This is a genomic window from Microcoleus sp. D3_18a_C4 (genome assembly GCF_036702415.1).
Classification (GTDB): domain Bacteria; phylum Cyanobacteriota; class Cyanobacteriia; order Cyanobacteriales; family Microcoleaceae; genus Microcoleus.
Map to the genome: position 1 here is coordinate 37,406 of NZ_JAUBTI010000028.1, position 23,859 is coordinate 61,264.

Annotated in this window: 21 protein-coding genes; 11 read left to right on the forward strand and 10 right to left on the reverse strand. The window is 45.7% G+C overall.

Annotation, left to right across the window (positions count from 1 at the left end):
* Positions 1 to 45 precede the first annotated feature (45 nt).
* From QUB16_RS15020 to QUB16_RS15040, 5 genes are all read left to right on the forward strand, one after another.
* Complete coding sequence (locus QUB16_RS15020; protein WP_333317185.1) at positions 46 to 954, forward strand: glycosyltransferase family 2 protein; 909 nt, start codon at positions 46 to 48, stop codon at positions 952 to 954.
* A 1-nt stretch (position 955) separates the two neighbouring features.
* Positions 956 to 2,116 (forward strand): glycosyltransferase family 4 protein, encoded by a 1,161-nt coding sequence (locus QUB16_RS15025; protein WP_333317187.1) that lies wholly within the window; start codon positions 956 to 958, stop codon positions 2,114 to 2,116.
* Between the two features lie 125 nt (positions 2,117 to 2,241).
* A complete protein-coding gene (locus QUB16_RS15030; protein WP_333317189.1) occupies positions 2,242 to 3,471 on the forward strand; it encodes a glycosyltransferase in 1,230 nt (409 codons plus the stop codon).
* 59 nt (positions 3,472 to 3,530) lie between these two features.
* Complete coding sequence (locus QUB16_RS15035) at positions 3,531 to 4,613, forward strand: NAD-dependent epimerase/dehydratase family protein (RefSeq protein WP_333317191.1); 1,083 nt, start codon at positions 3,531 to 3,533, stop codon at positions 4,611 to 4,613.
* Between the two features lie 78 nt (positions 4,614 to 4,691).
* Positions 4,692 to 5,537: a WecB/TagA/CpsF family glycosyltransferase gene (locus QUB16_RS15040; RefSeq protein WP_333317193.1), complete on the forward strand. Its 846-nt coding sequence runs from the start codon at positions 4,692 to 4,694 to the stop codon at positions 5,535 to 5,537.
* Between the two features lie 609 nt (positions 5,538 to 6,146).
* Here the strand turns inward: QUB16_RS15040 and QUB16_RS15045 are convergent.
* Positions 6,147 to 7,301 (reverse strand): transposase, encoded by a 1,155-nt coding sequence (locus QUB16_RS15045; protein ID WP_333317195.1) that lies wholly within the window; start codon positions 7,299 to 7,301, stop codon positions 6,147 to 6,149.
* 42 nt (positions 7,302 to 7,343) lie between these two features.
* On the opposite strand from QUB16_RS15045, the gene QUB16_RS15050 reads away from it, so the two are divergent.
* Positions 7,344 to 7,490 carry a hypothetical protein gene (locus tag QUB16_RS15050; protein WP_333317197.1) on the forward strand — a complete coding sequence of 49 codons (147 nt, stop codon included), beginning with the start codon at positions 7,344 to 7,346 and terminating at the stop codon, positions 7,488 to 7,490.
* A 76-nt stretch (positions 7,491 to 7,566) separates the two neighbouring features.
* Here the strand turns inward: QUB16_RS15050 and QUB16_RS15055 are convergent, their stop codons facing one another.
* The 6 genes from QUB16_RS15055 to QUB16_RS15080 all read right to left on the reverse strand — a co-directional run bounded on the left by QUB16_RS15055 (position 7,567) and on the right by QUB16_RS15080 (position 13,762).
* A complete protein-coding gene (locus QUB16_RS15055; RefSeq protein WP_333317199.1) occupies positions 7,567 to 8,505 on the reverse strand; it encodes a class I SAM-dependent methyltransferase in 939 nt (312 codons plus the stop codon).
* Between the two features lie 633 nt (positions 8,506 to 9,138).
* Positions 9,139 to 10,098, reverse strand: coding sequence for a DUF362 domain-containing protein (locus QUB16_RS15060; protein ID WP_333317201.1), 960 nt, complete (start codon positions 10,096 to 10,098; stop codon positions 9,139 to 9,141).
* A 280-nt stretch (positions 10,099 to 10,378) separates the two neighbouring features.
* A complete protein-coding gene (locus QUB16_RS15065) occupies positions 10,379 to 10,705 on the reverse strand; it encodes a hypothetical protein (RefSeq protein ID WP_333150188.1) in 327 nt (108 codons plus the stop codon).
* Between the two features lie 174 nt (positions 10,706 to 10,879).
* Positions 10,880 to 12,304: an aspartate ammonia-lyase gene (locus QUB16_RS15070; RefSeq protein WP_333317203.1), complete on the reverse strand. Its 1,425-nt coding sequence runs from the start codon at positions 12,302 to 12,304 to the stop codon at positions 10,880 to 10,882.
* A gap of 826 nt (positions 12,305 to 13,130) precedes the next feature.
* Complete coding sequence (locus QUB16_RS15075; RefSeq protein ID WP_006631417.1) at positions 13,131 to 13,337, reverse strand: hypothetical protein; 207 nt, start codon at positions 13,335 to 13,337, stop codon at positions 13,131 to 13,133.
* A 5-nt stretch (positions 13,338 to 13,342) separates the two neighbouring features.
* Positions 13,343 to 13,762, reverse strand: a complete 420-nt coding sequence (locus QUB16_RS15080) for a GIY-YIG nuclease family protein (RefSeq protein WP_333317205.1) — start codon at positions 13,760 to 13,762, stop codon at positions 13,343 to 13,345.
* A 204-nt stretch (positions 13,763 to 13,966) separates the two neighbouring features.
* Between QUB16_RS15080 and QUB16_RS15085 the strand changes: the two genes are divergently transcribed.
* From QUB16_RS15085 to QUB16_RS15100, 4 genes are all read left to right on the forward strand, one after another.
* Positions 13,967 to 16,198, forward strand: a complete 2,232-nt coding sequence (locus tag QUB16_RS15085) for a WD40 domain-containing protein (protein ID WP_333317206.1) — start codon at positions 13,967 to 13,969, stop codon at positions 16,196 to 16,198.
* Positions 16,199 to 16,302: 104 nt separating this feature from the next.
* The gene (locus QUB16_RS15090) at positions 16,303 to 16,722 is read left to right on the forward strand and encodes a hypothetical protein (protein WP_333317208.1); all 420 of its coding nucleotides are present in this window, start codon (positions 16,303 to 16,305) and stop codon (positions 16,720 to 16,722) included.
* Positions 16,697 to 16,834, forward strand: a complete 138-nt coding sequence (locus tag QUB16_RS15095; RefSeq protein WP_333317210.1) for a hypothetical protein — start codon at positions 16,697 to 16,699, stop codon at positions 16,832 to 16,834. The genes QUB16_RS15090 and QUB16_RS15095 overlap by 26 nt, the downstream gene beginning before the upstream one ends.
* Before the next feature lie 184 nt (positions 16,835 to 17,018).
* Positions 17,019 to 18,164 carry an iron-containing alcohol dehydrogenase family protein gene (locus tag QUB16_RS15100; RefSeq protein ID WP_333317212.1) on the forward strand — a complete coding sequence of 382 codons (1,146 nt, stop codon included), beginning with the start codon at positions 17,019 to 17,021 and terminating at the stop codon, positions 18,162 to 18,164.
* Here QUB16_RS15100 and QUB16_RS15105 read toward each other — a convergent pair.
* Positions 18,147 to 19,427 carry a transposase gene (locus QUB16_RS15105; RefSeq protein WP_333317214.1) on the reverse strand — a complete coding sequence of 427 codons (1,281 nt, stop codon included), beginning with the start codon at positions 19,425 to 19,427 and terminating at the stop codon, positions 18,147 to 18,149. The genes QUB16_RS15100 and QUB16_RS15105 overlap by 18 nt on opposite strands.
* A gap of 287 nt (positions 19,428 to 19,714) precedes the next feature.
* Between QUB16_RS15105 and QUB16_RS15110 the strand changes: the two genes are divergently transcribed.
* Entirely contained in the window at positions 19,715 to 20,899 is a 1,185-nt protein-coding gene (locus tag QUB16_RS15110) for an aspartate aminotransferase (protein ID WP_333317216.1), read from the forward strand.
* A gap of 322 nt (positions 20,900 to 21,221) precedes the next feature.
* Here the strand turns inward: QUB16_RS15110 and QUB16_RS15115 are convergent, their stop codons facing one another.
* Positions 21,222 to 22,364 (reverse strand): hypothetical protein, encoded by a 1,143-nt coding sequence (locus QUB16_RS15115; RefSeq protein WP_333317218.1) that lies wholly within the window; start codon positions 22,362 to 22,364, stop codon positions 21,222 to 21,224.
* A 379-nt stretch (positions 22,365 to 22,743) separates the two neighbouring features.
* On the reverse strand, positions 22,744 to 23,586 hold the full coding sequence (gene dapF / locus QUB16_RS15120) for a diaminopimelate epimerase (RefSeq protein WP_333317220.1): 843 nt from the start codon (positions 23,584 to 23,586) through the stop codon (positions 22,744 to 22,746).
* Between the last annotated feature and the right edge of the window lie 273 nt (positions 23,587 to 23,859).

Genomic DNA, 23,859 nt, shown 5'->3' on the forward strand with positions numbered 1-23,859 from the left:
GTAAATTTTACCGGGCTATCGCTATAACCCGCACAATTGGGAACAATGAACCGTACTAAAATCGCCGCCCTTTTAACTTGCTTCAACCGCAAACAGAAAACATTAGCTTGCTTAGAGGCTCTTTTTAAGCAGGCACTTCCAGGCGAGGTTGATATTTTAGCCTATCTAGTCGATGATGCCAGTACCGATGGCACCAGTGATGCAGTTCGTCAAATCTATCCTCAAGTCAATATTTTTTCCGGCGATGGGAACTTATTTTGGAACGGGGGAATGCGTGGGGCTTTCAGCGAAGCAATGAAAGATGATCCCGACTACTACCTATGGTTAAATGATGACACTCTTATTTATCCCGAAACAGTAAGTGTATTGCTAGAAACCACTCAAAAATTATCAGAAAAAGGAGAAGCTAAAGCGATCGTTGGCGGTTCTACCTGCGACCCCGAAACGGGTCAAACAACATACGGCGGTCTTGTGCGAAATAACCCTTTGCACCCCTTCCGATATGGTATCCTAGAACCAACAAAAGAGCCTCAGATGTGCGATACTATTCACGGCAACTGCGTATTAATTCCCCGCAGTGTTGTGCAAATGGTCGGCAACCTCGATCCGGCTTTTGTCCATTATATTGGCGATTGGGATTATGGTTTACGAGCCAGACAGAAAGGATGTACAGTTTGGATTGCTCCTGGCTATTTAGGCAGTTGTTCTCTCAACCCCCAGGTGACTAAAACGGCTGCTGAGAATTTAAGTGAAGGATTGGATAAAATGAGCCAACCGAAAGGTTTATCCTTCAAAGATACTACCCTGCAACCGGCTCAAGAGTGGAAAGTATTTACTCAGCGGCATGGTGGCTGGTTGTGGCCAATTTATTGGCTGCTACCTTATCGCAGATTAGTTTGGCTTTCAGTGTTGAGTAAACTGGGATTGACTAAAAACAAAACTCAAGGTGAATAGGATGGTTGATAGAAATGAACTCCGCATTGCTTGGCTTGTCCCGGAAGTGGGACTGGGAGCCTACTGGCAGCCGGTTTTGAGAGAATTTACGAAGGTTTTTAAGAATACTGTATTTTATACTGGTGGGGTTTGGCCGGGATTCGATCCAAAAATGCCGGGTTCGTCGGTAATTCAGTTAGTAGGAAAGACCAGTTTTGTGGAGACGACAAAGATAGATACAGGCTACGATCGCGGCTTTATCGTAGTATCACCTAGTATTATCGGCTATCTGCTCGAATTTCGTCCTCAAGTCGTATTTCCCCAAGCTTTCTCTTTGTGGACTGTGATTGTAGCGCTTTTAAAACCGCTGATGCGGTGGAAAATTGCGATTATTTATGATGGTAGTTCCCCCAATACAGATTTTCGAGATTCCAGTTTTCGGACATTTGTTCGCCGGATACTTGTGCGGTTTGCTGATGCTTTTGTTTCTAATAGTAATGCGGGTAAGCAATATCTGATAGAAGTGCTTAATGTACCGGAGTATAAAATTTTTACCCGAACCTATCTGGTGCCAGATGCAGGAGCTTTAATGAAACGGCTGGAGGGCACTGAGTCGCCGAATTTGGAGTTGAAACGCCCAATGTTTCTGTATGTGGGGCGGATCACATCAAGAAAGGGAATTAAGACGCTTTTAGAAGCTTGCGCTATTCTTAAAAGTCAAGGTTATGTTGATTATTCGCTGTTGATTGTTGGCAAGGGAGATCAGCGGGAAGAACTGGAAAATTTTATTAAAGAGCGCAATTTTGAAGATCAGGTAACTTGGGCCGGATGGGTGGAATATGGAAGTTTGGGTTCTTACTTTCAGCAAGCTGATGTTTTTGTATTTCCTACTTTTGAAGATGTCTGGGGAATGGTGGTACCGGAGGCGATGGTTTTTGCCAAACCTATAGTATGCTCAAATGGTGCGGCTGCTTGTGAGTTGATTGCTGAAGGGGAAAATGGTTATATTTTCGATCCTCACGATCCCTCATGTTTAGCTGAAGCGATGCGGCGATTTCTGGAAAATCCAGATTTGATTAAGTCAATGGGAGAGCGATCGCGCGAACTAATTGCTCAAAAAACTCCCGAAACAGCCGCCCAAGCTTATGTCGAAGTAACATCCTTTTTAACGGTTAGTGGTTAGTGGTTAAGCTGTTGTGGATAGTAGCTAAAAACAGCGTTTTTCAGGAACAAAAATAACTACTAACAACAAATTAACTGCTTGCGACTAATTACTAACAACGAACCACTAACCACTACCAATTGCCGATGAAAATTCTTTTATCTGCCTTTGCCTGCGAACCCGGACAAGGATCTGAGGAAGGAGTGGGCTGGAATGCGGTGGTAGAAGCCGCCAAGCATCAAGAAGTTTGGGTACTAACTCGAACCTTTTACCGTACCGCTATTGAAGCCTTCCTCGCCACGTACCCGAACCCTAACCTGCACTTTGTCTACATTGAGCCTTTCGGCTGGAGCGAAAACTTTAAAGGTAGACAGGGAGGGCTGCAATTGCACTATTACCTGTGGCAAATTTTGGCTTATTTAGAGGCGCGCAAGCTCCACCGCCAAATTAATTTCGATATCGCCCGCCACGTCACCTACGTTAAATTTTGGTCGCCCAGCTTCATCTCGCTGCTGCCAATTCCTTTTATTTGGGGGCCTGTGGGCGGCGGTGAAGCAGCCCCGAAACCTTTTTGGGCTGATTTTAGCTCTAAAGCAAAACTTTACGAAACGGCGCGAGATTGGGGACAGCGGCTCGGCGAAAGCGATCCCTTTGCCAGGATGACGGCTAGGCGAAGTGTCTTAGCTTTTGCGACAACGGAGGACACGGCGAAGCGGGTGCGGGCGATGGGTGCTAAAAAGGTGCAGGTGCTTTCGGAGGCGTGTCTGTCGAAGGAAGAGATGGCGAGGCTGGGAGAGTGCCAGATGCCAGGGCTTTCCCCGATCAGGTTCATCAGTATGGGGCGGCTGCTGCACTGGAAGGGCTATCACCTTGCGGTGCGGGCCTTTGCCCAAGCTAACTTGCCGAATGCCGAATATTGGCTGCTGGGGGATGGCCCGGAACGCCATCGCCTTCAGTCTCTAGCGGAAGAATTGGGTATTGCCTCTCAAGTTAAGTTGTGGGGGAGGCTGCCACGCGAGGAAACTTTGGCTAAGCTAGGGGAGTCTCATGTACTTATTCACCCTAGCTTGCACGATTCAGGTGGCTGGACTTGCTTGGAGGGGATGGCGGCGGGGCGCCCCATCATCTGTTTGGATCTGGGAGGGCCTGCTACTCAAGTGACGGCGCAAACGGGGGTAAAAGTACCTGGTTACAATCCAGAACAGGCAGTGCAGGGTCTAGCTGAGGCGATCGCTAATTTAGCCGGCGATGCCGAGTTGCGATCGCGCTTGGGTGAAGCAGGTCGCACTCACGTCCGGGAAGTATATGATTGGGATGTTAAAGGCGAATTCTTTGCTCAATTGTGCGAAGATATAGTCTATCGAAAATCAGGATAACTTCTGATGGGTTCGATCGGGCAAAACACAAAAAACTATATTTTTTCAGGCGGTGAAACGTGGGCGTTGCAATCATTACTGGCTCGGCGGGATTAATTGGCTCTGAGGCGTGTAAGTTCTTTGCCAAACAAGGCTTAGATATAGTGGGCATCGACAATAATATGCGCCAGTTCTTTTTTGGTGCTGATGGTTCTACAAACTGGAACCGCCAACTGCTCGAAAAGTCTTTGGGTACCAAGTATTATCACTTAGATGTGGACATTCGCGACTATGAAGCGATTACCAATATCTTTCAGCGGTACGGCGAGTCGATCGAATTAGTAATTCACACAGCAGCCCAGCCCAGCCATGATTGGGCTTCCCGTGCTCCGAAAATAGACTTTACCGTCAATGCCAACGGCACTCTCAATCTTCTAGAAGTAACTCGCTTGTACTGTCCTAAAGCGGTTTTCATTTTCACTTCTACCAATAAAGTATACGGCGATACGCCTAACAGTTTGCCTTTAATTGAATTAGAACACAGGTGGGAAATTGCACCCGGCCATACTTACGAAACCGGCATTCGGGAAGATATGTCAATCGATCAGTGCCTGCACAGTTTGTTTGGTGCTTCTAAGGTAGCTGCTGACGTTTTAGTCCAAGAATACGGTCGATATTTTAATATGAACACCGCTTGTTTTCGCGGCGGCTGTTTGACGGGTCCCAATCACTCAGGAGCTCAATTGCACGGCTTTCTAGCCTACTTGATGAAGTGTGCTGTCACGGGAACTCCTTACACGGTGTTTGGCTACAAAGGCAAGCAAGTTCGCGATAACATTCATAGCGCTGATTTAATTTCGGCATTTTATGAATTTTATAAAGCTCCCCAAAGCGCCCAAGTTTATAATACAGGAGGAGGCAGGTACAGCAATTGTTCGATGTTAGAAGCTATCCAGATGTGCGAGGCAATTGCAGAACGCAAGTTTAATTGGACTTATGCTGAAGGGAATCGCATAGGCGATCACATTTGGTGGATTAGCGACAATTCCAAATTTTCCAGTCACTATCCCAACTGGAAAATGAAATATAACGTTAAACAAATCCTACAGGAGATTTATGAATGTAACCGCGAACGTTGGCTGAAAGAGGATTCCAATGATTGAGCGGGGCCAAAAGAATGTGCTGGGAATTTCGGTAAACGATTGAAGAATACCAGGTTAAACAAATCTTAGGGGAGATTTATGAGTGTAACCGCGAGCGTTGACTTAAAGAGGTGCTCCATGATTGATAAAGGGAAAAAGAATGTACTGGGCATATTAGTAAATGCCGTTAATTATGAAGCGGCTGTTAGCAAAATTATTGCGGCAGCCAGCGCCGGAAAACCAATGTCAGTTTCTGCTCTCGCGGTTCATGGGGTAATGACTGGGGTTCTCGACAGCACTCATCGTTATCGGATTAATCACATGGACTTAGTATTGCCAGACGGACAGCCGGTCAGGTGGGCGTTAAATTGGCTCTACCATACGGAATTGCCCGATCGAGTTTGCGGGCCGAATGCGATGTTACAAATTTGCGAACGTGCGGCAGAAGAGGGATTACCTATCTATTTGTACGGCTCTCAAGCTTCTGTACTGGAAGCTTTATCTCGCAATCTCTGCCAGCGTTTTCCCAAGTTAATTATTGCTGGATCTCAGCCTTCTAAATTTAGGCACGTTTCGCCCGAAGAGAAACAAGAAATTGCACAGCAAATTCGCAACAGCGGTGCAGCAATTACTTTTGTCGGTTTGGGGTGTCCCCGGCAAGAAGTCTGGGCTTACGAATACCGGGACGACTTATCAATGCCGCTGATTGCTGTAGGTGCTGCTTACGATTTTCATGCGGGTAATTTGGCTAAATCTCCTGACTTTTTATCTAAAATAGGTTTGGAATGGCTGTTTCGGATGATGAAGGAACCTCGGCGCCTTTGGCAGCGGTATGTTTTTTTGAATCCGCTTTATATCTGGCTGTTTTTGCTACAAGCTTTGAAAATCAAACAGTTCGACCCCACAGACGCCACGCCACCTGTAGAAGAAGTATTATATGGTTGAAATTTAAAAGTTTCTTGTGAATTATCGGTGCTCACAAGAAAAAATTTAAAAAGCAAACACATCGTAATATCAAATCCGTTAGCATCGGAATAGTAAATTCGACTTCACGGCGTTCACGGCGTTCACGCCGTTCACGGCGTTCACGCCGTCAACAGTCAACAGTCAACAGTCAACAGTCAACATCATATATGAGTATAACCGGAAATGATATAACTAATCTTTTTGAGGTGCAACTACGATCGCATATTCAAGAAAACTGATATCAAATCCGGTGGCATCGGAATTATAGTGGGAGCTTAAGAGCTCGCGATTTGGGTAGCGAGATATTAAGCTCCCACTGACACGATCCGAATATATTATTCCGATGCCACCGGAAACGATATTACGCCCGAAAACAATTTTTACCTTATCTATGTGGTAAGCTCCCGACTGCACACATTACATACAAAGTTTCTGCGTCAGTCTCGATCGAGTCAGGTGGATTGCTGGGTCAATAGCCGCATTTTGTTTGAGCGAACTCCTGGCATTGGGGATTATCGCAGGGAGCGCAAAAGTATTGTGACTGTTTGACATACTCCCCAGCCTGAAGGCGTGGGGATTCTTTACGCTTCATTGACGGACGCTACGCCCGGTAGTCTTACTCTGTCTCGACGTACATTTAGAGTCGTGCCGATGCCCCAGGCCGACTTTTTCTATATTTACCGAAGCGTTTTCATCTCGGTCGTGTTCTGTACCGCAATTTAAGCAAAGTATAGAACGCACAGACAAATCAATTTTTCCCCATTTATATCCGCAATCAGAGCAAGTTTGGCTTGTAGGTTCCCATCGACTAATAATTACGAACTCACGTCCATACTTTTCCGACTTTGCCTCAACTAAGACCCGAAATTCTCTCCATCCCTGTAGACTAATTGCCCTAGCAATTTTGCGATTTTTGACCATGCCAGACACGTTTAAATCTTCCAAGACAATGGTTTGGTTTTCACTTACAACCTTGGTAGATAGTTTGTGCAAAAAATCCTTGCGAGTATCAGCAATCTGATTGTGGAGCTTGGCAATCTGAATGCGGGTTTTGTTCCGGCGCTTTGAGTCTTTGGGCTGGCGGGCTAACTTGCGTTGCAGCTTGCGGATTTTTCGGTCTAACTTTTTGTAACTGGGACTTTGGGCTGATGTTCCATCACTCATTACCGCAAAAGTTTTAATTCCCAAATCGATGCCGATACTTTGGTTCTTGGCATCAACTCGATTGGGTTGAATTTCTACGACAAAGCTGAGTAAATAGCGGTTCGCACAGTCTTTGATTACCGTGACCGAACTGGGCTCGGAGGGTAGCTCCCTCGACCAGATTGGTTTAACAATACCGATCTTGGCTAGATAAACTCCATCTCCTTTGATTGAGAAACCTCCGCGAGTCAACCTTGCAGACTGGCTGTTTGTGCGCTTTTTGAACTTAGGATAGCCGACTTTGCGTCCTTTTCTTTTGCTCTTGCAAGACTCAAAAAAGTTTTTGAATGCTGCTTCTAAGTCGGCCACTGACTGTTGCAATGGAATTGCAGAGACTTCGCCTAACCAAGCTCTTTCCTCAGTCTTTTTTGCCTGAGTGATAACAATCTTTTGGAGTTGGGCCGATTTAGGCTTCTTTTGAGATTGTTTGCAGATTGCAAGAGCATCGTTATACACAACACGAACGCAACCGAACAACTGAGCTAAGCTCTGCTGCTGTTGGCTTGTTGGATAGAAACGGTACTGATATCTTGCTTTCATGCTTACTCCGATAACATAATAGGGTGGCAATTGGGTAGCTAAATGACCAGAGAAAGATTAAGTATTCGCATTGCCGTGAGTCGGCTAGAGAAGCTGCGGAGAATTGCCAAACAGAAAGAAAAAACAATGACCCAACTTATAGAGGGCTGGATTGATAAACTTAAAGAGGAAAAGCCGTCAAGCTTATGACGGGGCTTTAGACCCAGTTTTTCGGTAACCAAACTGGATACAAAACCAAAAGTTTATTGCCCTTACCTCGCTCTTGCTATGGCTTTTGGGCTACAATCCGGATCGAATCGTACTTGTTTTCATCAGCCGCAAAAATTGTTTTCAGCAGTAGATTCCAAGCTTGGGCCTTACTGTTTTCTTTAGGCTTTACCATCCGAGGGGATTCCATTGAATCCAACACACTCAAAATTTTTCTTTCATCATCGATCCAACTGTTGGCAAATTGGCGATAGTAGCCATTAAACTGGGTAGAAATTATCTCAAATCCCACTTTTTCACAGATAGCGCGGAAGCTCTGCGGTGTGAAAAAATACAAATGCCTTGGTACATCTAGATGCATCCATGCAATCCCTGATGACTTCAGCCCAATACAAGAGTTATTTGGTACTTCCATTACCAATTTGCCGCCATCCACGAGCAACTGCATGGCATTGCGGAGTGCAAGTAAAGGATCTCTGGTATGTTCGAGTACGTGGTTCATCACAATCATGTCGTACTGTGTAGACGTGACTTCCGGGGGCAAAGATTCAGCAGTACCATAAAATACATCAAGACCTCGCTGCTCGGCCAAAACCAAAGCTTGTCGATCGGGTTCTACACCCCAGACTTTGTGACCATCTGCTTGCAGTTCTTGCAGCAGGTACCCGTTGGCGCAACCGATTTCTAATATCGAGCAGGAAGCAGTCCCGAACTGTTGCTTCCACCATTGACTTGTGACATCTACTCCGCGATCGAAACGCCAAGCTAGATGCGTGCGTAATTTATCCAAGAAGGAAATAGAAGAGGAAGACTCGGAACCTGTAGAGTCTGTATGATGAGTATAGTAGTCGTCAATCTCGTAGAAACTGGCGATTTTGTTGACTTCGGGTAAAGGATGAATGCATCCAAGTTGTGACTTTTCGCACCAGTACAATTGAAAGGATTCTTTGTTTGCAGGTCTGCGCCAATCACCGGGTATCAATAGCCACGGTTTCATACTCTGTCCCGATATCGGACAGACGACGGTAGGACTTAAGCAATTTTGACTTGGCATTTTAGTTTTCATTATTTAGGTACTTGATGTACTAATAACCACTGATGTTGGATTTCAAATCCGGAAATAAATTATGTGCCAGTGACAATTGCCGAATCTGAAATACAGCGGATGACTGCCCCAAAATTATTAGGTTTCAGAAACAGGATTGCTGCGGCGTGGTTTTCAGCTTACATCGAACTTTAAGCTAACGCATTTAACTTGCTTTGTCACGTGTGATAAAAAACTACACATTCCGCGATCGGGCTGTGAGTAAGTTTTCCTATATTTAGGAATTCAGCAATAATTAAAGTATAAATTAAGTTATAAAACTGGGTAGCGATGTCGGCTGCGATCGATATAAATAAAAGCTTTATCACCTTTGGGCCTAAATAATATTGCTGATTTTGTTGCAAAAGCGAAGTATAAAATTTGCGATTTCATATATATCGGTGGACGCAAATGTTGCGTTCGCTATTGTTCCTTGAAGTAAAAATTTAGCTCCCAGTTGAGTTGGGAAACCAAACTTTTCTTTAATCTTCAGCACAAGAGGTGATTGACAAGCACTGATTTTTATGTGTAGGTCGCGAAGGTCTCCTATCGATCGGCGTAAGCCCCGATCCGTTCTTTGATAAACCGGATATAAAAATGCCTGAAAGTAGACTTAATCACCCGCGGCATACCAAAGTCTATTGGCATCATGCTTTCCGGCAACTTCCAATCCAAAACCTTGAGATTTTCCGGCTGCAAAAGCGGAAAATCAATCGCCTCCAAATTCGAGCAAAGTCCCAATCTCATAGCCGCAGCTACAGTGGGAACCGCCGCCGGATCGGCATTAATAATTTCAACTAAAGTTCTGTCCAAAGCAAACACATCATCAGAGGCTGCCAAAATTCCCAAAAACTTAGGTTCGCCGCCGCTTGGCCCGTTACCTTCGTGACCGATAATGCCATCCAAAATCGTCAAATTTGGGTTAATTGCCCTGGCCGTTTCTACTAGCATTTCACCGAATCTGGCGCTATCTTTGCCAGCTTCCATGTGCCACCAAGCCTTCATTTTACCGGGGACGCAGCCGAACAAATTTTTCACGCCCATTGTCACCGTTAATTGAACGTGAGATTTGAGTTTGGGCAAATTAATCACTACATCGGCTTCCATTGCTTCTTTGCAAATTCGCAGATGATTGAAATCTTCGCTGACAGTTTCGTAGCGTTTTCCTTGAAACTCAACTACTGGCAAATTCAGTTCTTGCAACAGCGGCAAATAACCGTTGGCTTTGGCTACACCCATCGCGCTGCCAAAAGCTGGACTATCGCCTAAAAATGGTTTTCCTCCCGCTTCAATGACCATTTTAGCCACACAGTAAACCAATTCCGGGCGGGTGACGCATTCTTTTGTAGGGCGAGAACCGGTAAGGAGATTGGGTTTGAGTAAAACCCGATCGCCCGATTTGACAAAAGCCGAGATTCCGCCCAAGGGTGCGAGCAAACTTTCTAAAGATGCTTGCAAGATTGGGCGATCGTATGAATTGGCACGAATTAAACTAACAGCAGACATAATTATGAATTAATTTGTAATTGGTTATCGATCGGGAATAATCTCAATGTAACGCAGGCACGGAACACCATAAGCAGGGTGATCTGCCAGGGCTGTTTCATTCTCTTGTAGGGGCAGCAAAGAGTGGCTGCCCCCATGTCCCAAACGCCTGTGAAGTCGTCTGTGGAGGGGGTAGGCATTCTTGGCACTACCCCTACAAAAGCGTGATTTTCTTGAGAATGAAACCGCCCTGGGCGATCGGCGCCTGCGTTATCAAGAATAATCTCAATACAAAGGAACCCTAACTATTCATTGGCAATCTACCAGATGCAGCCCGCTGCATGGTACTAACTCGCAGCGAGTTAGAGAATATTCCTTGACCTTGCAGTTCAGGGATAGCAGGTTTTACTTCTACTTTTACCACTCTGGCTGTGCAGATAAAAACCGTTTGATCGGCTAAATGGAAAGTCAACCAAGGTTGATTTAATAAATGCAGCACTTCCTCTTGGAATTCTTGTGCCGGTATCGGAATAGTGAAAGTTTCAGCCTGACCTTCCACATAATGAAATGTCACTTGAGTTGTGTTCTCTTTATCTTGAGTTAATTTGGCAAAAGAACCTGCGCGCATAAAATTTGCTCCCCAACTTTAGACTATAAAAAAAATTCAGAATTAAATGTAAAAAAAATGAATTCTGAATTGTTTAACTTTCACCTGTGACAGCGATCGGGCAGAACTCAGAAGGCAGAAGGCAGAATTAAATCGAGTTCAGCCTTCTAGTTTCTAGCTGATTCCTGCGAGATCCTATACGTTAGCAGAAGATGTTGGCATCGCACTCATTTTCTCTAAATCTAGAACTTTTGCCAAGTCTTCTGCACTCATTAAACCCCTTTCTAGCACAATTTGCCGCAAAGATTTGCCGGTTTCTAGAGATTCTTTGGCGACGGCGGCGGCGTTGAGATAGCCGATGTGAGTGTTGAGGGCGGTAACGAGGGCGAGACTGCCTTCTGCGTAGGCGAGACACCGATCGCCCTTAGCTTCAATTTTTTCGAGGCATTTGGTGCTCAGGGCGCTGATGGTATTGCCCAAAATTTCGATGCTGTGAATGAGATTGTAGGCGATCAGGGGCATCATCACGTTCAATTCTAATTGTCCCGCTTGGGCGGCAAGGGCGATCGCGCTATCGTAACCCATAACTTGAAAACAAACCATCGATGTCATTTCTGCCATCACAGGGTTGTATTTTCCCGGCATAATTGACGAACCAGGTTGCACAGGAGGCAGTTGAATTTCTTTCAAACCCGTTTTGGGCCCGGAGTCCATCAAACGCAAGTCATGGGACATTTTAACGCAATCCTGAGCGAGATTTCGCAGTGCACCGGAGACATTTACAAACGGTGCCATACTCTGCATAGCTGCCATTAAATGCTTTGCTGGTTTCAGGGGGTGGTCGATTAATTCGGAGAGAATTTCAGCAACTTTTTGACAATATTCAGGGTGAGTATTTAACCCGGTTCCTGCCGCACTTCCCCCCAATCCCAGGGATGTCAAATCATCGGATGCCCTGTCAATTCTCAAGGTATGTTCTTTCAGAATTTGCGCCCAAGCGCCGAAGGTGTCGCCGAGTCGAACCGGCACAGCATCTTGCATATGAGTGCGGCCGGATTTAACTATATCTTTGAATTCTTCTGCTTTGTTTTCTAGGGCGACTACGGCATCCGACAAAGCCGGAAAAAGAGTTTTTTCTAACGCCAACAATCCGCCAATCCGAATCGCCGTTGGAATCACATCATTTGTCGATTGACCGTAGTTTACATGATCGTTAGGACTAACGCGCTTGTAGTTGCCTTTTTCATCGCCCATAATTTCCAAAGCGCGATTTGAAAGAACTTCATTAACGTTCATGTGGTGAGAAGTTCCGGCCCCGGCTTGGTAGACATCAACTACAAATTGATCGCGCAAATTGCCTGCTAGGATTTCATCTGCTGCTTGGATAATTGCTTGACTGATGTCTTGGGGAATGCAGCCGAGTTCGCCATTGGCGATCGCCGTTGCTTTTTTTATTAAAACACAAGCATCAACGTAAGTTGATAAAGGCTTAATGCCGCTGATTGGGAAATTTTCAACTGCGCGCAGGGTTTGGATGCCGTAGTAGACACTAGATGGGATTTGTTTGTCTCCCATCGAGTCGCTTTCGGTGCGATACGTTGCGGTTGGCGTTTGAGTCATATCGTCTGGTTTGTGATAATTAGGAATTGTGCAAACAGAACTTACGCACAGTTGGTCAGAAACCGGGTTTGTTGTCGGGGAATCTGTTTGAAAGCGTAGTTTTTTGTCAAGAAACCCGGCTTCTGAAGGTTTTTGTGCGTCCTGGACTGGCAATTTTTTTGGTAACACGGCTGACGGGCGATCTTACTTTTGGGCGCGCGCCGGCAACTTTACAGTAATGCGTAAGTCCCGATCGTACAAAATTATCCCACATCTTAGGCTTCAATCTAAAATCTCAAATCTCAAATCGATTGACAGTTTGCAAAAGCTAAAATTAGTCAATCGGCAAGGGCGATCGCACGCACACAAGGCGAGTCAGGTATAATCATACAAGTAAATCCATTTCACTCATAGTGTTAAACTCCCACGAACAAACCAGCAAAAACTTTCAAACACCCGCTAAATATTTTGATAATCGGCTTTAAGTGCCTCTGCGATTTTTCCGGCTTCAGTAAAGGCTATATCCAGCATTGTTCCCACCGCAGCCATCCCGGAAAAACCGACGATTTTAATGGCTCACTGAACAGGGCTACAGTTATACTATTGAGGTTCAAGGTGATGGTTAGTCGGCTTTTTTCGGATTTGAATAGCTGTGTTTTTCTAGGATGTGGGAAAGGGGCGAGCGATCCCAAGAAGTTGCGGGCGATCGTTGTGTTTCACTTGTCGGCAAAGAAAAATGTAACGTTCCGGTTGAGTGGCTAGAAATAACTTTTGCATCACCACCAATATCTTTCGGTAGTCCGCTCCAACCGGGTTGTTAGGCCGCGGCCATCGCCACTTGACGCTGTTATTGTCCGCGTCCTGGTTTGCAATCTGCAAAACCTAATGCCTCCGTGTCAAGGAAACTAGCGATCGCCATCTCAATGACTGCTTCGATTGGATATTCAATTTCAGCAGCACGAGCAATTAGGGCAGCACGAATTCGTTCAGGAAAACGTCCTAAAATAACTTCGGCATCAGCGAGGGAAAGTTGCTCTTGAAGTTTGGCTTGCATGGCATTTACATCTCAGTTGGAATTTGGACGTTGTAAGGGGGTTCAGCAGCTCTTAGAATGATGGCTTCTAGCTCCAATAGTAACGCAGGGTTCTGCCAGTGAGAAATTGTCTGTACTGCAATCCGTATGTCTTCATCGCTATATTTATCGAGCCATGCCCACAAAAAAGCTTTGTGCCCACCACTGAAGCGACCTCGTAAGCTCTTGGTTTTACCGATGTAGAGCAATCCATCAGTTCTGTGCCTGATTGCATAAATGCCAGGACGCGCAGGAATGCTCTCAAACCCACGGGTCAAGGGTTGACATTGCTCAAAAGGAATGAAAGCAATCGCGTCTAGAATTCTTCGCGCTTGGATTTGTATGTCAGAATCATTCGTTGGCATGAAGGCAAGAAGGCTAATTGCACAGAAATCATAATCCCACAAATTCTGTTACAACCATCATCAACTAGGGATGGTTTTTTGCGCGATCGCACAGAGAAGGCGATCGATCCCGAGCTGATTTGAGCCTTGGCCGTGCCTGTGTTTTTCTAGGATATGGGAAACGGGCGAGCGATCGAGTTTTACCTGCCGGTAAAAAATGTAACGTTATTTCCGTAAAAAACCCGGTTTCTGCGTCCAGGAGTATCAATGATGAAATTAAATCTAAAAAGCAACAAGTGCAGAATATCTGGCAACCATCCGAATTATACCTCCCAACATCCTGCTACACTATTAATAACCGCATCCTCACCCACATTTATGCTCGCAAAAGCAATCCTCGCTATCGCTCCCTTAATCTTGGAAGTGCTGTCGCCCATCGCCAGAAATATCGGTCACAAACTAGGAGAAACCCTCGGCAATAAAGCTCAACAATGGGTAGATTTTCTGATTCCCGATCCCAATCAGATATCCTCCGATTCGACTGAGATAGAGCTAGCAAAACAGCGTTATTCCGAGGAAATGCTGGAATACGCGAAGGCGAAAGATACCAGAGACCGGGAATTGTTAAAGCTAACAGTAGCACAAACAGCACGCCGCATTGAGTTGCACCAACAGGAACAGCAGGATAGAGTGAAGCTGGCAGCCTTGCAGCGGGATTTGATGCGGGAATTGCAAGCAAAGGATATTCAGATCAAGCTGGCTGAAATCCAAACAATTTGGGATAAAGATACTTGGTTTTCTAAGTTGAATCGAGAGGAAACTAAGCAGATTTTACTTGAGCAGCAACATCGCTTCTTAATCTTACTATCACCGCCCAAAATTAGCAAGCGATGCCCGGAAACCTTCTGTGAAGATTTGCCAATTGAGATGAGAAGTGTGGGAGATTTTCTCAGACAGCATTATCCTCAACAGGATGTCTTACGCCCAGTTAAGTTTTATAGCGATTATTTCACTGAGTCGATTGGTGATATTGATGTGGAACGCTTGCAACGAATTTTATCTCCGGTTCCTACTACAATTTTATATAGCGATATCAGCGACTATGCGGTAACTTTTCGCGTCGGCTTTTGGGGATTCCTGAATAATCAGGAAGTCTCCCTGTTTTCTACCAAAGTTTTTGACTGGGAAGAGGCGAAAGATGCACTTTTAGCATCGGGAGTAACTGAGAAAAAAGCCCTCCGCATCATTCGGCAGTTGATTGTGGCGATTCACAAGTTGCTGGCTGGATTTTTAGCGGATTTGTATTATATCAATATTGACCCTAGCTATGAACCTCAGTTGTTTAATTTAAAGGATGAATTGGCTGAAGATGGGTTGGCAGAAGAATGGCTGAAACCTTATTTTGATATTCTTCAGGATATTCAGCGGCGACAGGGAGAACAATATGAACAGGAGTTGAAAAAGCTGATTGAGCAAGTAGAGGCTGAAGGTCAATCTCAAGAGACTGTCAAAGCTGAAGCAAAACGCCAACAACAAAGAGAAAAAGCTGTCAAAGCTGAAGCCCAACGCCAACAACCAAGAGAAGAACAAATCATTAGACAAGCTCACTCCTTCAAATGTGTAAAAACTCTTAATGACGTATGTTTTTCACCTGTTACGTGCATAGTTATTAGTCCTGATGGCAACACTTTTGCTAGTGACAGCAGTGGAAATTGCAGCCAACTTTGGAATCTCCATACAGGAGAACTGATTCGTACTTTTTCAGGGCATTCAGGTGCGGTTTATTGCGTTGCCATTAACCCTAATGGAACAATTTTAGCTAGTGGAAGTTCTGACAAACAAATTAAGCTGTGGAATCTGGAAACTGGACAAAAAATCAGCACTCTAAAAGGTCACTCGTTTTTAATTCGGTCTCTTGCTTTTAGTCCAGACGGAGAAACTCTTGCTAGTGGCAGTCAAGACAATATTATTAAACTGTGGAATCTGAAAAACGGGCAGGAAATTCGCACTCTCATAGGGCATTCATACTCGGTTTGGTCTGTCGCTATCAGCCCGGATGGAAATACTCTGGTTAGTGGCAGTTATGACAATACTATCAAGGTTTGGAATTTGAAAACCAGACAGGAAATTCGCACTATCATAGGGCATTCACACTCGGTTTTTTCCGTTGTCATCAGCCCGGATGGACAAATTATTGCGAGTGGTGGTGGAGACAACACTATCAAGCTTTGGAATCTGAAAACCGGACAGCAAATTCGCACTCTCACAGGGCATTCAGAGTCTGTTTTTTCCGTGGTCATCAGCCCGGATGGACAAATTATTGCGAGTGGTAGTGGAGACAACACTATCAAGCTTTGGAATCTGAAAACCGGACAGGAAATTCGCACTTTCACAGGGCATTCAGCCCAGGTTAATTCGGTTAGTTTTAGCCCGGATGGAAACACTCTGGTTAGTGGCAGTTCTGATAAAAGTATCAAGATTTGGCGGTGTGATGGGTGAAGTAAGAGGGAAAGATAAAAATTATGGTCGATTTGCCAATAGGGAACTACAAAACTTGACTGCGTGAGAAATAAACCGAGAAACACTTAAGGAAAGTAATTTAAATGTCAGAAACAATTAATTTTGAGCAAGCAGTCTTAGAGAATCTGCGACTGTTGCCAACTGAGAAACAACAAGAATTGCTCGACTTTGCACAATTCCTGGTGCAAAAAGCGGAACATAAAAAGCAGTTACCCAGCGAAACTTTTGAGCCTAACAGTTCGTCAACAACTGCACCTACTCTCAAGCTATCACTTAGAGAAATTGCTAGCCTGCCAATAGCAGAACGCCATAAAATACTAGCACCATTTATACCTGCTACAGCCGAAGATTTTTTGACTTATCCTGAATTAACCGAGTTGTCGGTACTCGATGGCGAGGAGTATTTAATTGAGAAATGTTACACTCGCAGCCACGACGCTTTTTTGAAAGGCTACGTACCCGAAGACGAAGGACTTTATGATGACTACAGTACGTTTGTCTAGATTAGATTGTTTGGAAAAGTCTTTGTTGCTAGCGAAAATCGGGCAAATTTCTCAAGCAGATGCAGCAGCAGTGAAACAAGTCTGGGAGTTGTACGTTAAGCCTCAACTTTAATCATAATTCGATCGCCCTCAACTCCCCAACTCCCCTCAACTCCCCTCTCCCATCCCCCAACCCCGCACAATACTTAATAAAAACTTTACAAAACTTACCCGATCGCCCAACATGGGTTAGAGTTATCCTAGAAAATCCAGCAATCCTGCAAAGCGTCAACCTTCTCGTCACTTATCCAGTTTCGATGACTCAAACCCAAAGCACCAAAACCGCCACCCCAACTGCAATTTATTCCTTGACAATTGCTCCCGCCTGTGTATTGCGGGGTCGATCGGCGATCGCACAAGCCGGAGATGCGATCGCCCGTTTCGGAAAGCGGCCGCTAATCGTCGGCGGCAGCAACTCGCTAGCCGCCGCCCAACCGTACCTGCAACCAATCCTCGAACAGCAGCAGTTAAAATCCGCCGAAACAGCATACGGCAAGGATTGCAGCGAAACCAGCCTCGAAACCCTCCGCGAAGCAGCCCAAACCCATCAAGCCGACTTCATCATCGGTGTCGGCGGGGGCAAAGCCTTAGATGCAGCCAAACTCGTCGCCCATCAGTGCAAAATCCCGATCGTCACAATACCGACATCAGCAGCCACCTGTGCGGCTTGGACAGCCCTTTCTAACATTTATTCAGAACAAGGTGCATTCCAATACGATGTCACATTAGCCAGATGTCCCGACTTATTAATACTCGACTACGGCTTAATTCAAACCGCACCGCAGCGGACATTAGTAGCAGGAATTGGAGATGCGATCGCCAAATGGTACGAAGCATCAGTCAGCAGCGGACACTCCGAACAAACCCTGATAATTTCCGCCGTTCAACAAGCTAGAATACTGCGCGATATTTTATTCCAAAAATCAGCCGCCGCCCTCAAAGAACCGGGTAGCGAAACCTGGCAAGAAGTCACAGATGCCGCCGTATTGCTAGCAGGAGTAATCGGCGGAATTGGTGGTGCTCAATGTCGCACCGTCGCCGCCCACGCCGTCCACAACGGCCTAACTCATCTATTAGCAAGTCACGGCACATTGCACGGCGAAAAAGTCGCCTACGGCATTTTAGTACAACTGCGACTAGAAGAAATGCTGCAAAACAATCAACTCGCCGCTAGCGCCAGACAGCAACTGCTAAAATTCTACGGCGAAATTGGATTGCCCCAAACTTTAGACAATCTAGGACTCGGAGACATTACCATAGCAGAATTGCAGCGCGCCGCCGACATAGCCTGCAATCCTAATTCCGACATCCACCGACTGCCTTTTAAAGTTGTTCCCCAACAATTAATGGCAGCGATGGTTTCTACCACCGCACCTGTGGGAGAATTAAAGATTAAGAAGTGACATCCTCCCGACGCTCACCCTCGATCGGGTAGAGCGCGGGCTTCCCAAGATCGCTCTTGAGGTTTCCTGCTTCATCGGGGTTCCCAGGCAACCTTCCTCCACAGGCAGTATCACCGTCTGTCCAACGGCTACAAGACCTCGTTGCTCCACCACTTGCGCGGCGGCTACATCTCGGTCAGTTATATATCCACATTCATCGCAATGATGCACCCGTTCACTCAGTTCCTTTTTACCAGTATGCGCCCCACATTGAGGGCAAGTTTGACTTGTCCCATTGGGGTCAACCTTGGCAAAATAAACACCCCGCTTCCAAGCCACCCATTTGAGCATTTCCAAGAAACTACCCCAAGCAGCATCCAAGCAATGCTTTGCCAACATGCCACGACTCATCATCTTGAGGTTCAAGTCCTCAGCAAAGATCATCCCAGCCAAGTCGCAAAGCGAGTGCGCCGTCAGGAAGTGGAACTCACGCCGAACATTATGAATGTGTTCATGCAAAGCGCGAATCTTGGCTTGAACTTTCCGGTAGTTGGCAGAACCCTTTTTCTTGTTTTTCAATTTGCGTTGCAGCCATCGAAGCTTGCTTTGCAAATCCACGAAAAAGCGAGGGCGCTCTATCAATTCACCTGTCGATACAGCCAAGAACTTTTCCAATCCCAAATCAATCCCGATGGGTTCACCCTGCGGCATGATTTCAGGAACGGAAACATCGGCTTGCAGAATCAGTTGAGCATACCAGCCCGATGCTTTGAAGACTACCCGAACTTGCTTGACCTGAAACCCGTCTGGGATGAGTCGGTGCAAATTGATGGGCATCGCTCCAACTTTCGGCAATTTGATCTCAAATCCGTTGACTGGATTCGATTTGAATTGCGGAAAGACAAACGAACGATACTGACCAAACTTTTTGAATCGAGGGAATCCAAACCCTCTTTCCTGCTTGAACTTAAACGACTTATCCAGTCGTTTCAAAGCATCTTGCAAGACTTGAGAGTGAACTGCCTTCAGTTCTGGAATCAACTCTTTAGCTTTGGTCAGCGCATTCTGCTGTTTGTAGTAGTCGGGATAGGGTGTGCGTGCAGTGATGATGTATTCCTGCCGGATACTGCAAGCATTGACCGGGCATTTACGCGAATTTATCCAGTCCTTGCGCTCTGCCAGGGCGTAGTTATATACGCGACGGCATTGCTCCAACCAGTCAAGCATTTGAGCTTCTTGGTCAAGTCCTGGATAGATTCGGTAGCTGTAGGTCAAGTTCAACATACCAACATTCTAACCGATTTATGTCTCCTGTTAGAACCGATAGTGTGTCGATTGTCGGGGCATCGAACCCCTCATACGCCTTCGGCGGAGCGAAGCTCTACGACGCGGGGTGTCCATGTATCCCGACGCTGAACGGAGTACCGTGGAGCGCGCGGGACTTATAGCCCCCCGAACCTCCCATTAGTTAAAACAGTTTGTAGTAAGGACTAAAGTCCTGAAAAGGCTGTGCTAGAAAGGACGGAAGTCCTGACTACAAACCAGGAAAACTGACAACTGACACAAAATAAATGACTTTGGATTGGATTAGCCCTGCTGACAGGTTGCAAAAACTACCGCCCTACGTATTTGCCCGTCTCGACGAACTCAAAGCCCGCGCCCGCGAACAAGGACTCGATTTAATAGACTTAGGAATGGGAAACCCCGACGGTGCCACTCCTCAACCAGTAGTAGATGCCGCTGTCGCAGCCATCCAAAATTCTGCCAATCACGGCTATCCACCGTTTGAAGGAACTGCCAGTTTCCGCCGTACTATTACTAAATGGTACAGCCGTCGCTACAATGTTGAACTCGATCCAGAAAGCGAAGCATTGCCTTTGTTGGGTTCTAAAGAAGGTTTAGCACATTTTGCGATCGCCTACATCAATCCAGGGGACTTAATATTAGTACCCAGTCCTGCTTATCCCGTATTATTTCGCGGCCCAATCATCGCCGGTGCAAAAGTTCACAACATCATCCTCAAACCAGAAAACGACTGGGTAATTGACTTAGCCGACATTCCCGACAGCGTAGCCGAACAAGCCAAAATACTCTATTTCAATTATCCCAGTAATCCGACTGGAGCAACTGCACCCCGCGAATTTTACAAAGATATTGTGGCTTTCGCACACAAACATCAAATTTTGCTGGTTCACGACTTGTGTTATGCGGAATTAGCCTTTGACGGCTATCAACCGACAAGTTTATTAGAAATTCCCGGCGGTAAAGAAATCGGTGTCGAATTTCACACCATGTCCAAAACCTACAATATGGCCGGCTGGCGGGTCGGTTTTGTAGTAGGAAATAGCAAAATAATCCAAGGTTTGCGGACATTAAAAACTAACCTAGATTACGGTATATTTTCCGCCTTACAAACAGCAGCAGAAACAGCACTGCAATTGCCCGACAGTTACTTGCACGAAGTGCAGAATCGTTACAGGACTCGCCGGGATTTCATGGTAGAAGGATTGGCAGAATTAGGGTGGAATATTCCCAAACCTCTGGCTGCAATGTATCTTTGGGTTCCCTGCACTCCGGGCATGAGTTCGACTGATTTTGCCCTGAATGTTTTGCAGCAAACGGGTGTTGTGGTGACTCCTGGCAATGCTTTTGGGCCGGGCGGCGAAGGATATGTGAGAATTAGTTTAATTGCAGATTGCGATCGACTGGGAGAAGCATTGCGGCGCTTAAAACAAGCAAACATTCGCTATCAATAGTCATTAGTCATTAGTCAGTAGTCATTAGTCAGTTGTTAGTTGTTATTGGTTATTTGTGGGTGGTTAGTTGTTATATCATGTCCGGTCAATTAACCATGATTCCTGTAGGGGCGGGTTCACCAAGATATTGAATAGAAACGGGAAAATCTGTAAACCCGCCCCGGCATTTAATCGCGGTCAATCGATCGGACATGATATTATTGGTTATTTGTGGGTTGTTAGTTGTTATTGGTTATTTGTTATTTGTTGGCGATCGTAACCAATTATTAACTACCAAGGACTAATGACTACTGACTACTGACTAATGACTACTGACTAATGACTATAACGTTTTAATTTGCTCAATCACCCAATCAAAAGTTTCCATAACTTGCTTGAGGCCAGATTCATCTTGCAAAGTAAACAAAGCCAGACTAGGCGACCTTCTCTCACCAGGTTCTATAGGCAGCGACAGACCGATCGCACTCAGCTTACTTCTCAATTCCAGCCAATTCTGTTCCGCATTAAACGGCGGCTGGGAACCATAATTGTCAGCAGAAATCTCCATTCTGCCAGCAATATCTACAGTGAATAACTGATAGGGTTTTCTTCCCTTTTGAGGCAATTGAGCCGCGAAACCGCCATAGGCATCCCCCGTTCCCCACTGGATCTGAACTTCGGGTTCTTGACTTTTTGCCCAAAGGTAAATTGCTTTTGCCATTTGCGCCTCGTCTGCGCCTCGTCTAGCTTTGATTTCCGCAAAAAATGAAGATTCATCCCAGCGCCTTCTTTCGCGCGTTGCGCTGGATTTTTTCTGCTGTGCTTCCGCTGTCTGACCGATCACTCTGGGAACCAGCGTTTTCAAACCGTCTTCACTTACATACTGCTTAATTTCCAGGGCGAAAACTTCAACCGGGTCCATTTGTTCGTTGAGAAATTCCACAACTCGGCGCATTTCAGCAGAAATCTCGTCAGCTACAAACACTAAGCGAACTTTACCCGCTTGCAAATTAGTTTTAACCTTCTGCCAAAATAGGTCTTCATTAGCATTTGCACCGAGAAACTCTTCAAAAATCTGTTCAGGATCGCGACCCCGATCGCGACAATTAGCTTCAAACAGAGCAATAATTGAATCGACAGGCCAGTAAACCAACGCATTAGCAGCATAGTCGATCGACTGACCCAAAACTTTTTGCCGCAGTTCGGCATTAGGAGTTCTCCGAACATCCACCAAAGTAGGAACGGCATTTTGGTCGAGAAACAAATGATCCAGCGACCACTGCACCGCTGTTTCCTCATCGCTGGGTGCGGCTTCCCGCGAAATTAACAGCCACCTGCGCGCCGTCGCCCGATCGATTTGGTCTCCCGCGATCAAATTAGGATAAGTTACTAGCAAGTCTTGTAACTGGTCTTCCGAGTCATAGGGCTGTTCCATCATTTCTACCAGCCTGTCGTCGTCCTGAATCAGATAAATACCTCCAGCCATGCAAGCCCACCTACTTAATTTTAGATTTTAGATTTTAGATTTTAGATTTTAGATTTCAGGCTTAGTTATTAGTCTTCAGTCTTCAGTCCGCAGCCAATAATATCATGTCCGATCAATTAACCATAATATCCCCGTCGGGGCGGGTTTTTGAGATTGTCAATTATTGGCAGGTATTGTTGGCTCACGGGCCCCTACAAAAATCGCGGTCGCTCAACCGGACATGATATGATTTGTGAAGGCGGAAGGCATTGGTCAGAATTCAATAAAAATTTTGAATTCAATAATTTTTATTGCTTGTTAATTAAACAAAAAATCCCTTCTGACTAATGACTGATGACTAATAACTAATGACTAATGACTAATGACTAATGACTAATGACTAATGACTAATACAACCAGTAAATACTCGCTGTGCCGGCCCGGTCATGTAAATTCGCCCAGAAACTTCCGCCCATTCGATTTCCAAAACGCCGCCGGGGAGTTCAACCGCAGTTACCCGATCGCACTTTCCTACCAACACTCCAGCTACCACAGCAGCACAAGCACCAGTCCCACAAGCTAGAGTAACACCCGCGCCTCTTTCCCACACCCGCATTTTTACGTAGTCTGAACGTACCACTTGAATAAATTCCGTATTGGTACGCTGCGGGAAGGCTTTGTTGTGCTCGAATTGAGGCCCGACAGTTTCTAAAGCAACAGCCGAAACATCCTCTACAAAAGTAATGCAGTGAGGATTGCCCATACTGACGCAGGTAACAGACCAAGATTTATCGGCAACTTCGATCGGCACATCAATAACTTTGGCATCCGCTGCAGCCAAAGTTGTCGGAATTTCCGCAGCCAGCAGCCGGGGCACTCCCATATCCACCTTCACCTGACCGTCCGATCGCAATTCCGGGCTAATCACACCAGCCAGAGTGTGGATGCGGTACTGAGTTTTCGCCTCTGACCCGTCCAAATCCGCGATAAACTTAGCCAAACAGCGAATCCCGTTGCCGCACATTTCCGGTTCCGAACCGTCGGAGTTAAAAATCCGCATCGTATAGTCAGTGTCGTTTTGACCCGGAAGAGCAAATATCACACCGTCTGCGCCAATCCCGAAATGTCGATCGCACAAATCCACAGCTTGTTCTGGCGCGATCGCGGGTTCTGACGAGTGGCGGTTGTCAATCAGAATAAAATCATTTCCCAGTCCGTGATACTTCGCAAACTCGATCGGCATAAAAACAAACCTCTTTTGGTTAAAACGGATTAGATAATTTGATGACCAAATTACCCATTTCCCAGTATTATAAAACTTTATGCAATTTATAGTCCTTTCTAGTGAAATATAAACAAATATAATATTTATAACTCCACAGGGATATCTAATTAATGCTGATGTCAATCCCTCAATGAATATCGGTCGAAAACTAGCCGCCAACTTGTTTATCCCTCATCGGGTAGACGCGCTTGTAGTTGCGGCAGTAAGGGTTAAACGGTATAAACAGAAGAA

What these genes read in the sequence shown, in the direction of transcription:
- QUB16_RS15020 (WP_333317185.1), top strand. Translation starts at nt 46, where the DNA reads ATGAACCGTACTAAAATCGCCGCCCTTTTAACTTGCTTCAACCGCAAA.
- QUB16_RS15025 (WP_333317187.1), top strand. Translation starts at nt 956, where the DNA reads ATGGTTGATAGAAATGAACTCCGCATTGCTTGGCTTGTCCCGGAAGTG.
- QUB16_RS15030 (WP_333317189.1), top strand. Translation starts at nt 2,242, where the DNA reads ATGAAAATTCTTTTATCTGCCTTTGCCTGCGAACCCGGACAAGGATCT.
- QUB16_RS15040 (WP_333317193.1), top strand. Translation starts at nt 4,692, where the DNA reads ATGAGTGTAACCGCGAGCGTTGACTTAAAGAGGTGCTCCATGATTGAT.
- QUB16_RS15045 (WP_333317195.1), bottom strand. Translation starts at nt 7,301, where the DNA reads ATGAAAGCAAGATATCAGTACCGTTTCTATCCAACAAGCCAACAGCAG.
- QUB16_RS15050 (WP_333317197.1), top strand. Translation starts at nt 7,344, where the DNA reads ATGACCAGAGAAAGATTAAGTATTCGCATTGCCGTGAGTCGGCTAGAG.
- QUB16_RS15055 (WP_333317199.1), bottom strand. Translation starts at nt 8,505, where the DNA reads ATGAAACCGTGGCTATTGATACCCGGTGATTGGCGCAGACCTGCAAAC.
- QUB16_RS15060 (WP_333317201.1), bottom strand. Translation starts at nt 10,098, where the DNA reads ATGTCTGCTGTTAGTTTAATTCGTGCCAATTCATACGATCGCCCAATC.
- QUB16_RS15065 (WP_333150188.1), bottom strand. Translation starts at nt 10,705, where the DNA reads ATGCGCGCAGGTTCTTTTGCCAAATTAACTCAAGATAAAGAGAACACA.
- QUB16_RS15070 (WP_333317203.1), bottom strand. Translation starts at nt 12,304, where the DNA reads ATGACTCAAACGCCAACCGCAACGTATCGCACCGAAAGCGACTCGATG.
- QUB16_RS15075 (WP_006631417.1), bottom strand. Translation starts at nt 13,337, where the DNA reads ATGCAAGCCAAACTTCAAGAGCAACTTTCCCTCGCTGATGCCGAAGTT.
- QUB16_RS15085 (WP_333317206.1), top strand. Translation starts at nt 13,967, where the DNA reads ATGATGAAATTAAATCTAAAAAGCAACAAGTGCAGAATATCTGGCAAC.
- QUB16_RS15090 (WP_333317208.1), top strand. Translation starts at nt 16,303, where the DNA reads ATGTCAGAAACAATTAATTTTGAGCAAGCAGTCTTAGAGAATCTGCGA.
- QUB16_RS15095 (WP_333317210.1), top strand. Translation starts at nt 16,697, where the DNA reads ATGATGACTACAGTACGTTTGTCTAGATTAGATTGTTTGGAAAAGTCT.
- QUB16_RS15100 (WP_333317212.1), top strand. Translation starts at nt 17,019, where the DNA reads ATGACTCAAACCCAAAGCACCAAAACCGCCACCCCAACTGCAATTTAT.
- QUB16_RS15105 (WP_333317214.1), bottom strand. Translation starts at nt 19,427, where the DNA reads ATGTTGAACTTGACCTACAGCTACCGAATCTATCCAGGACTTGACCAA.
- QUB16_RS15110 (WP_333317216.1), top strand. Translation starts at nt 19,715, where the DNA reads ATGACTTTGGATTGGATTAGCCCTGCTGACAGGTTGCAAAAACTACCG.
- QUB16_RS15115 (WP_333317218.1), bottom strand. Translation starts at nt 22,364, where the DNA reads ATGGCTGGAGGTATTTATCTGATTCAGGACGACGACAGGCTGGTAGAA.
- dapF (WP_333317220.1), bottom strand. Translation starts at nt 23,586, where the DNA reads ATGCCGATCGAGTTTGCGAAGTATCACGGACTGGGAAATGATTTTATT.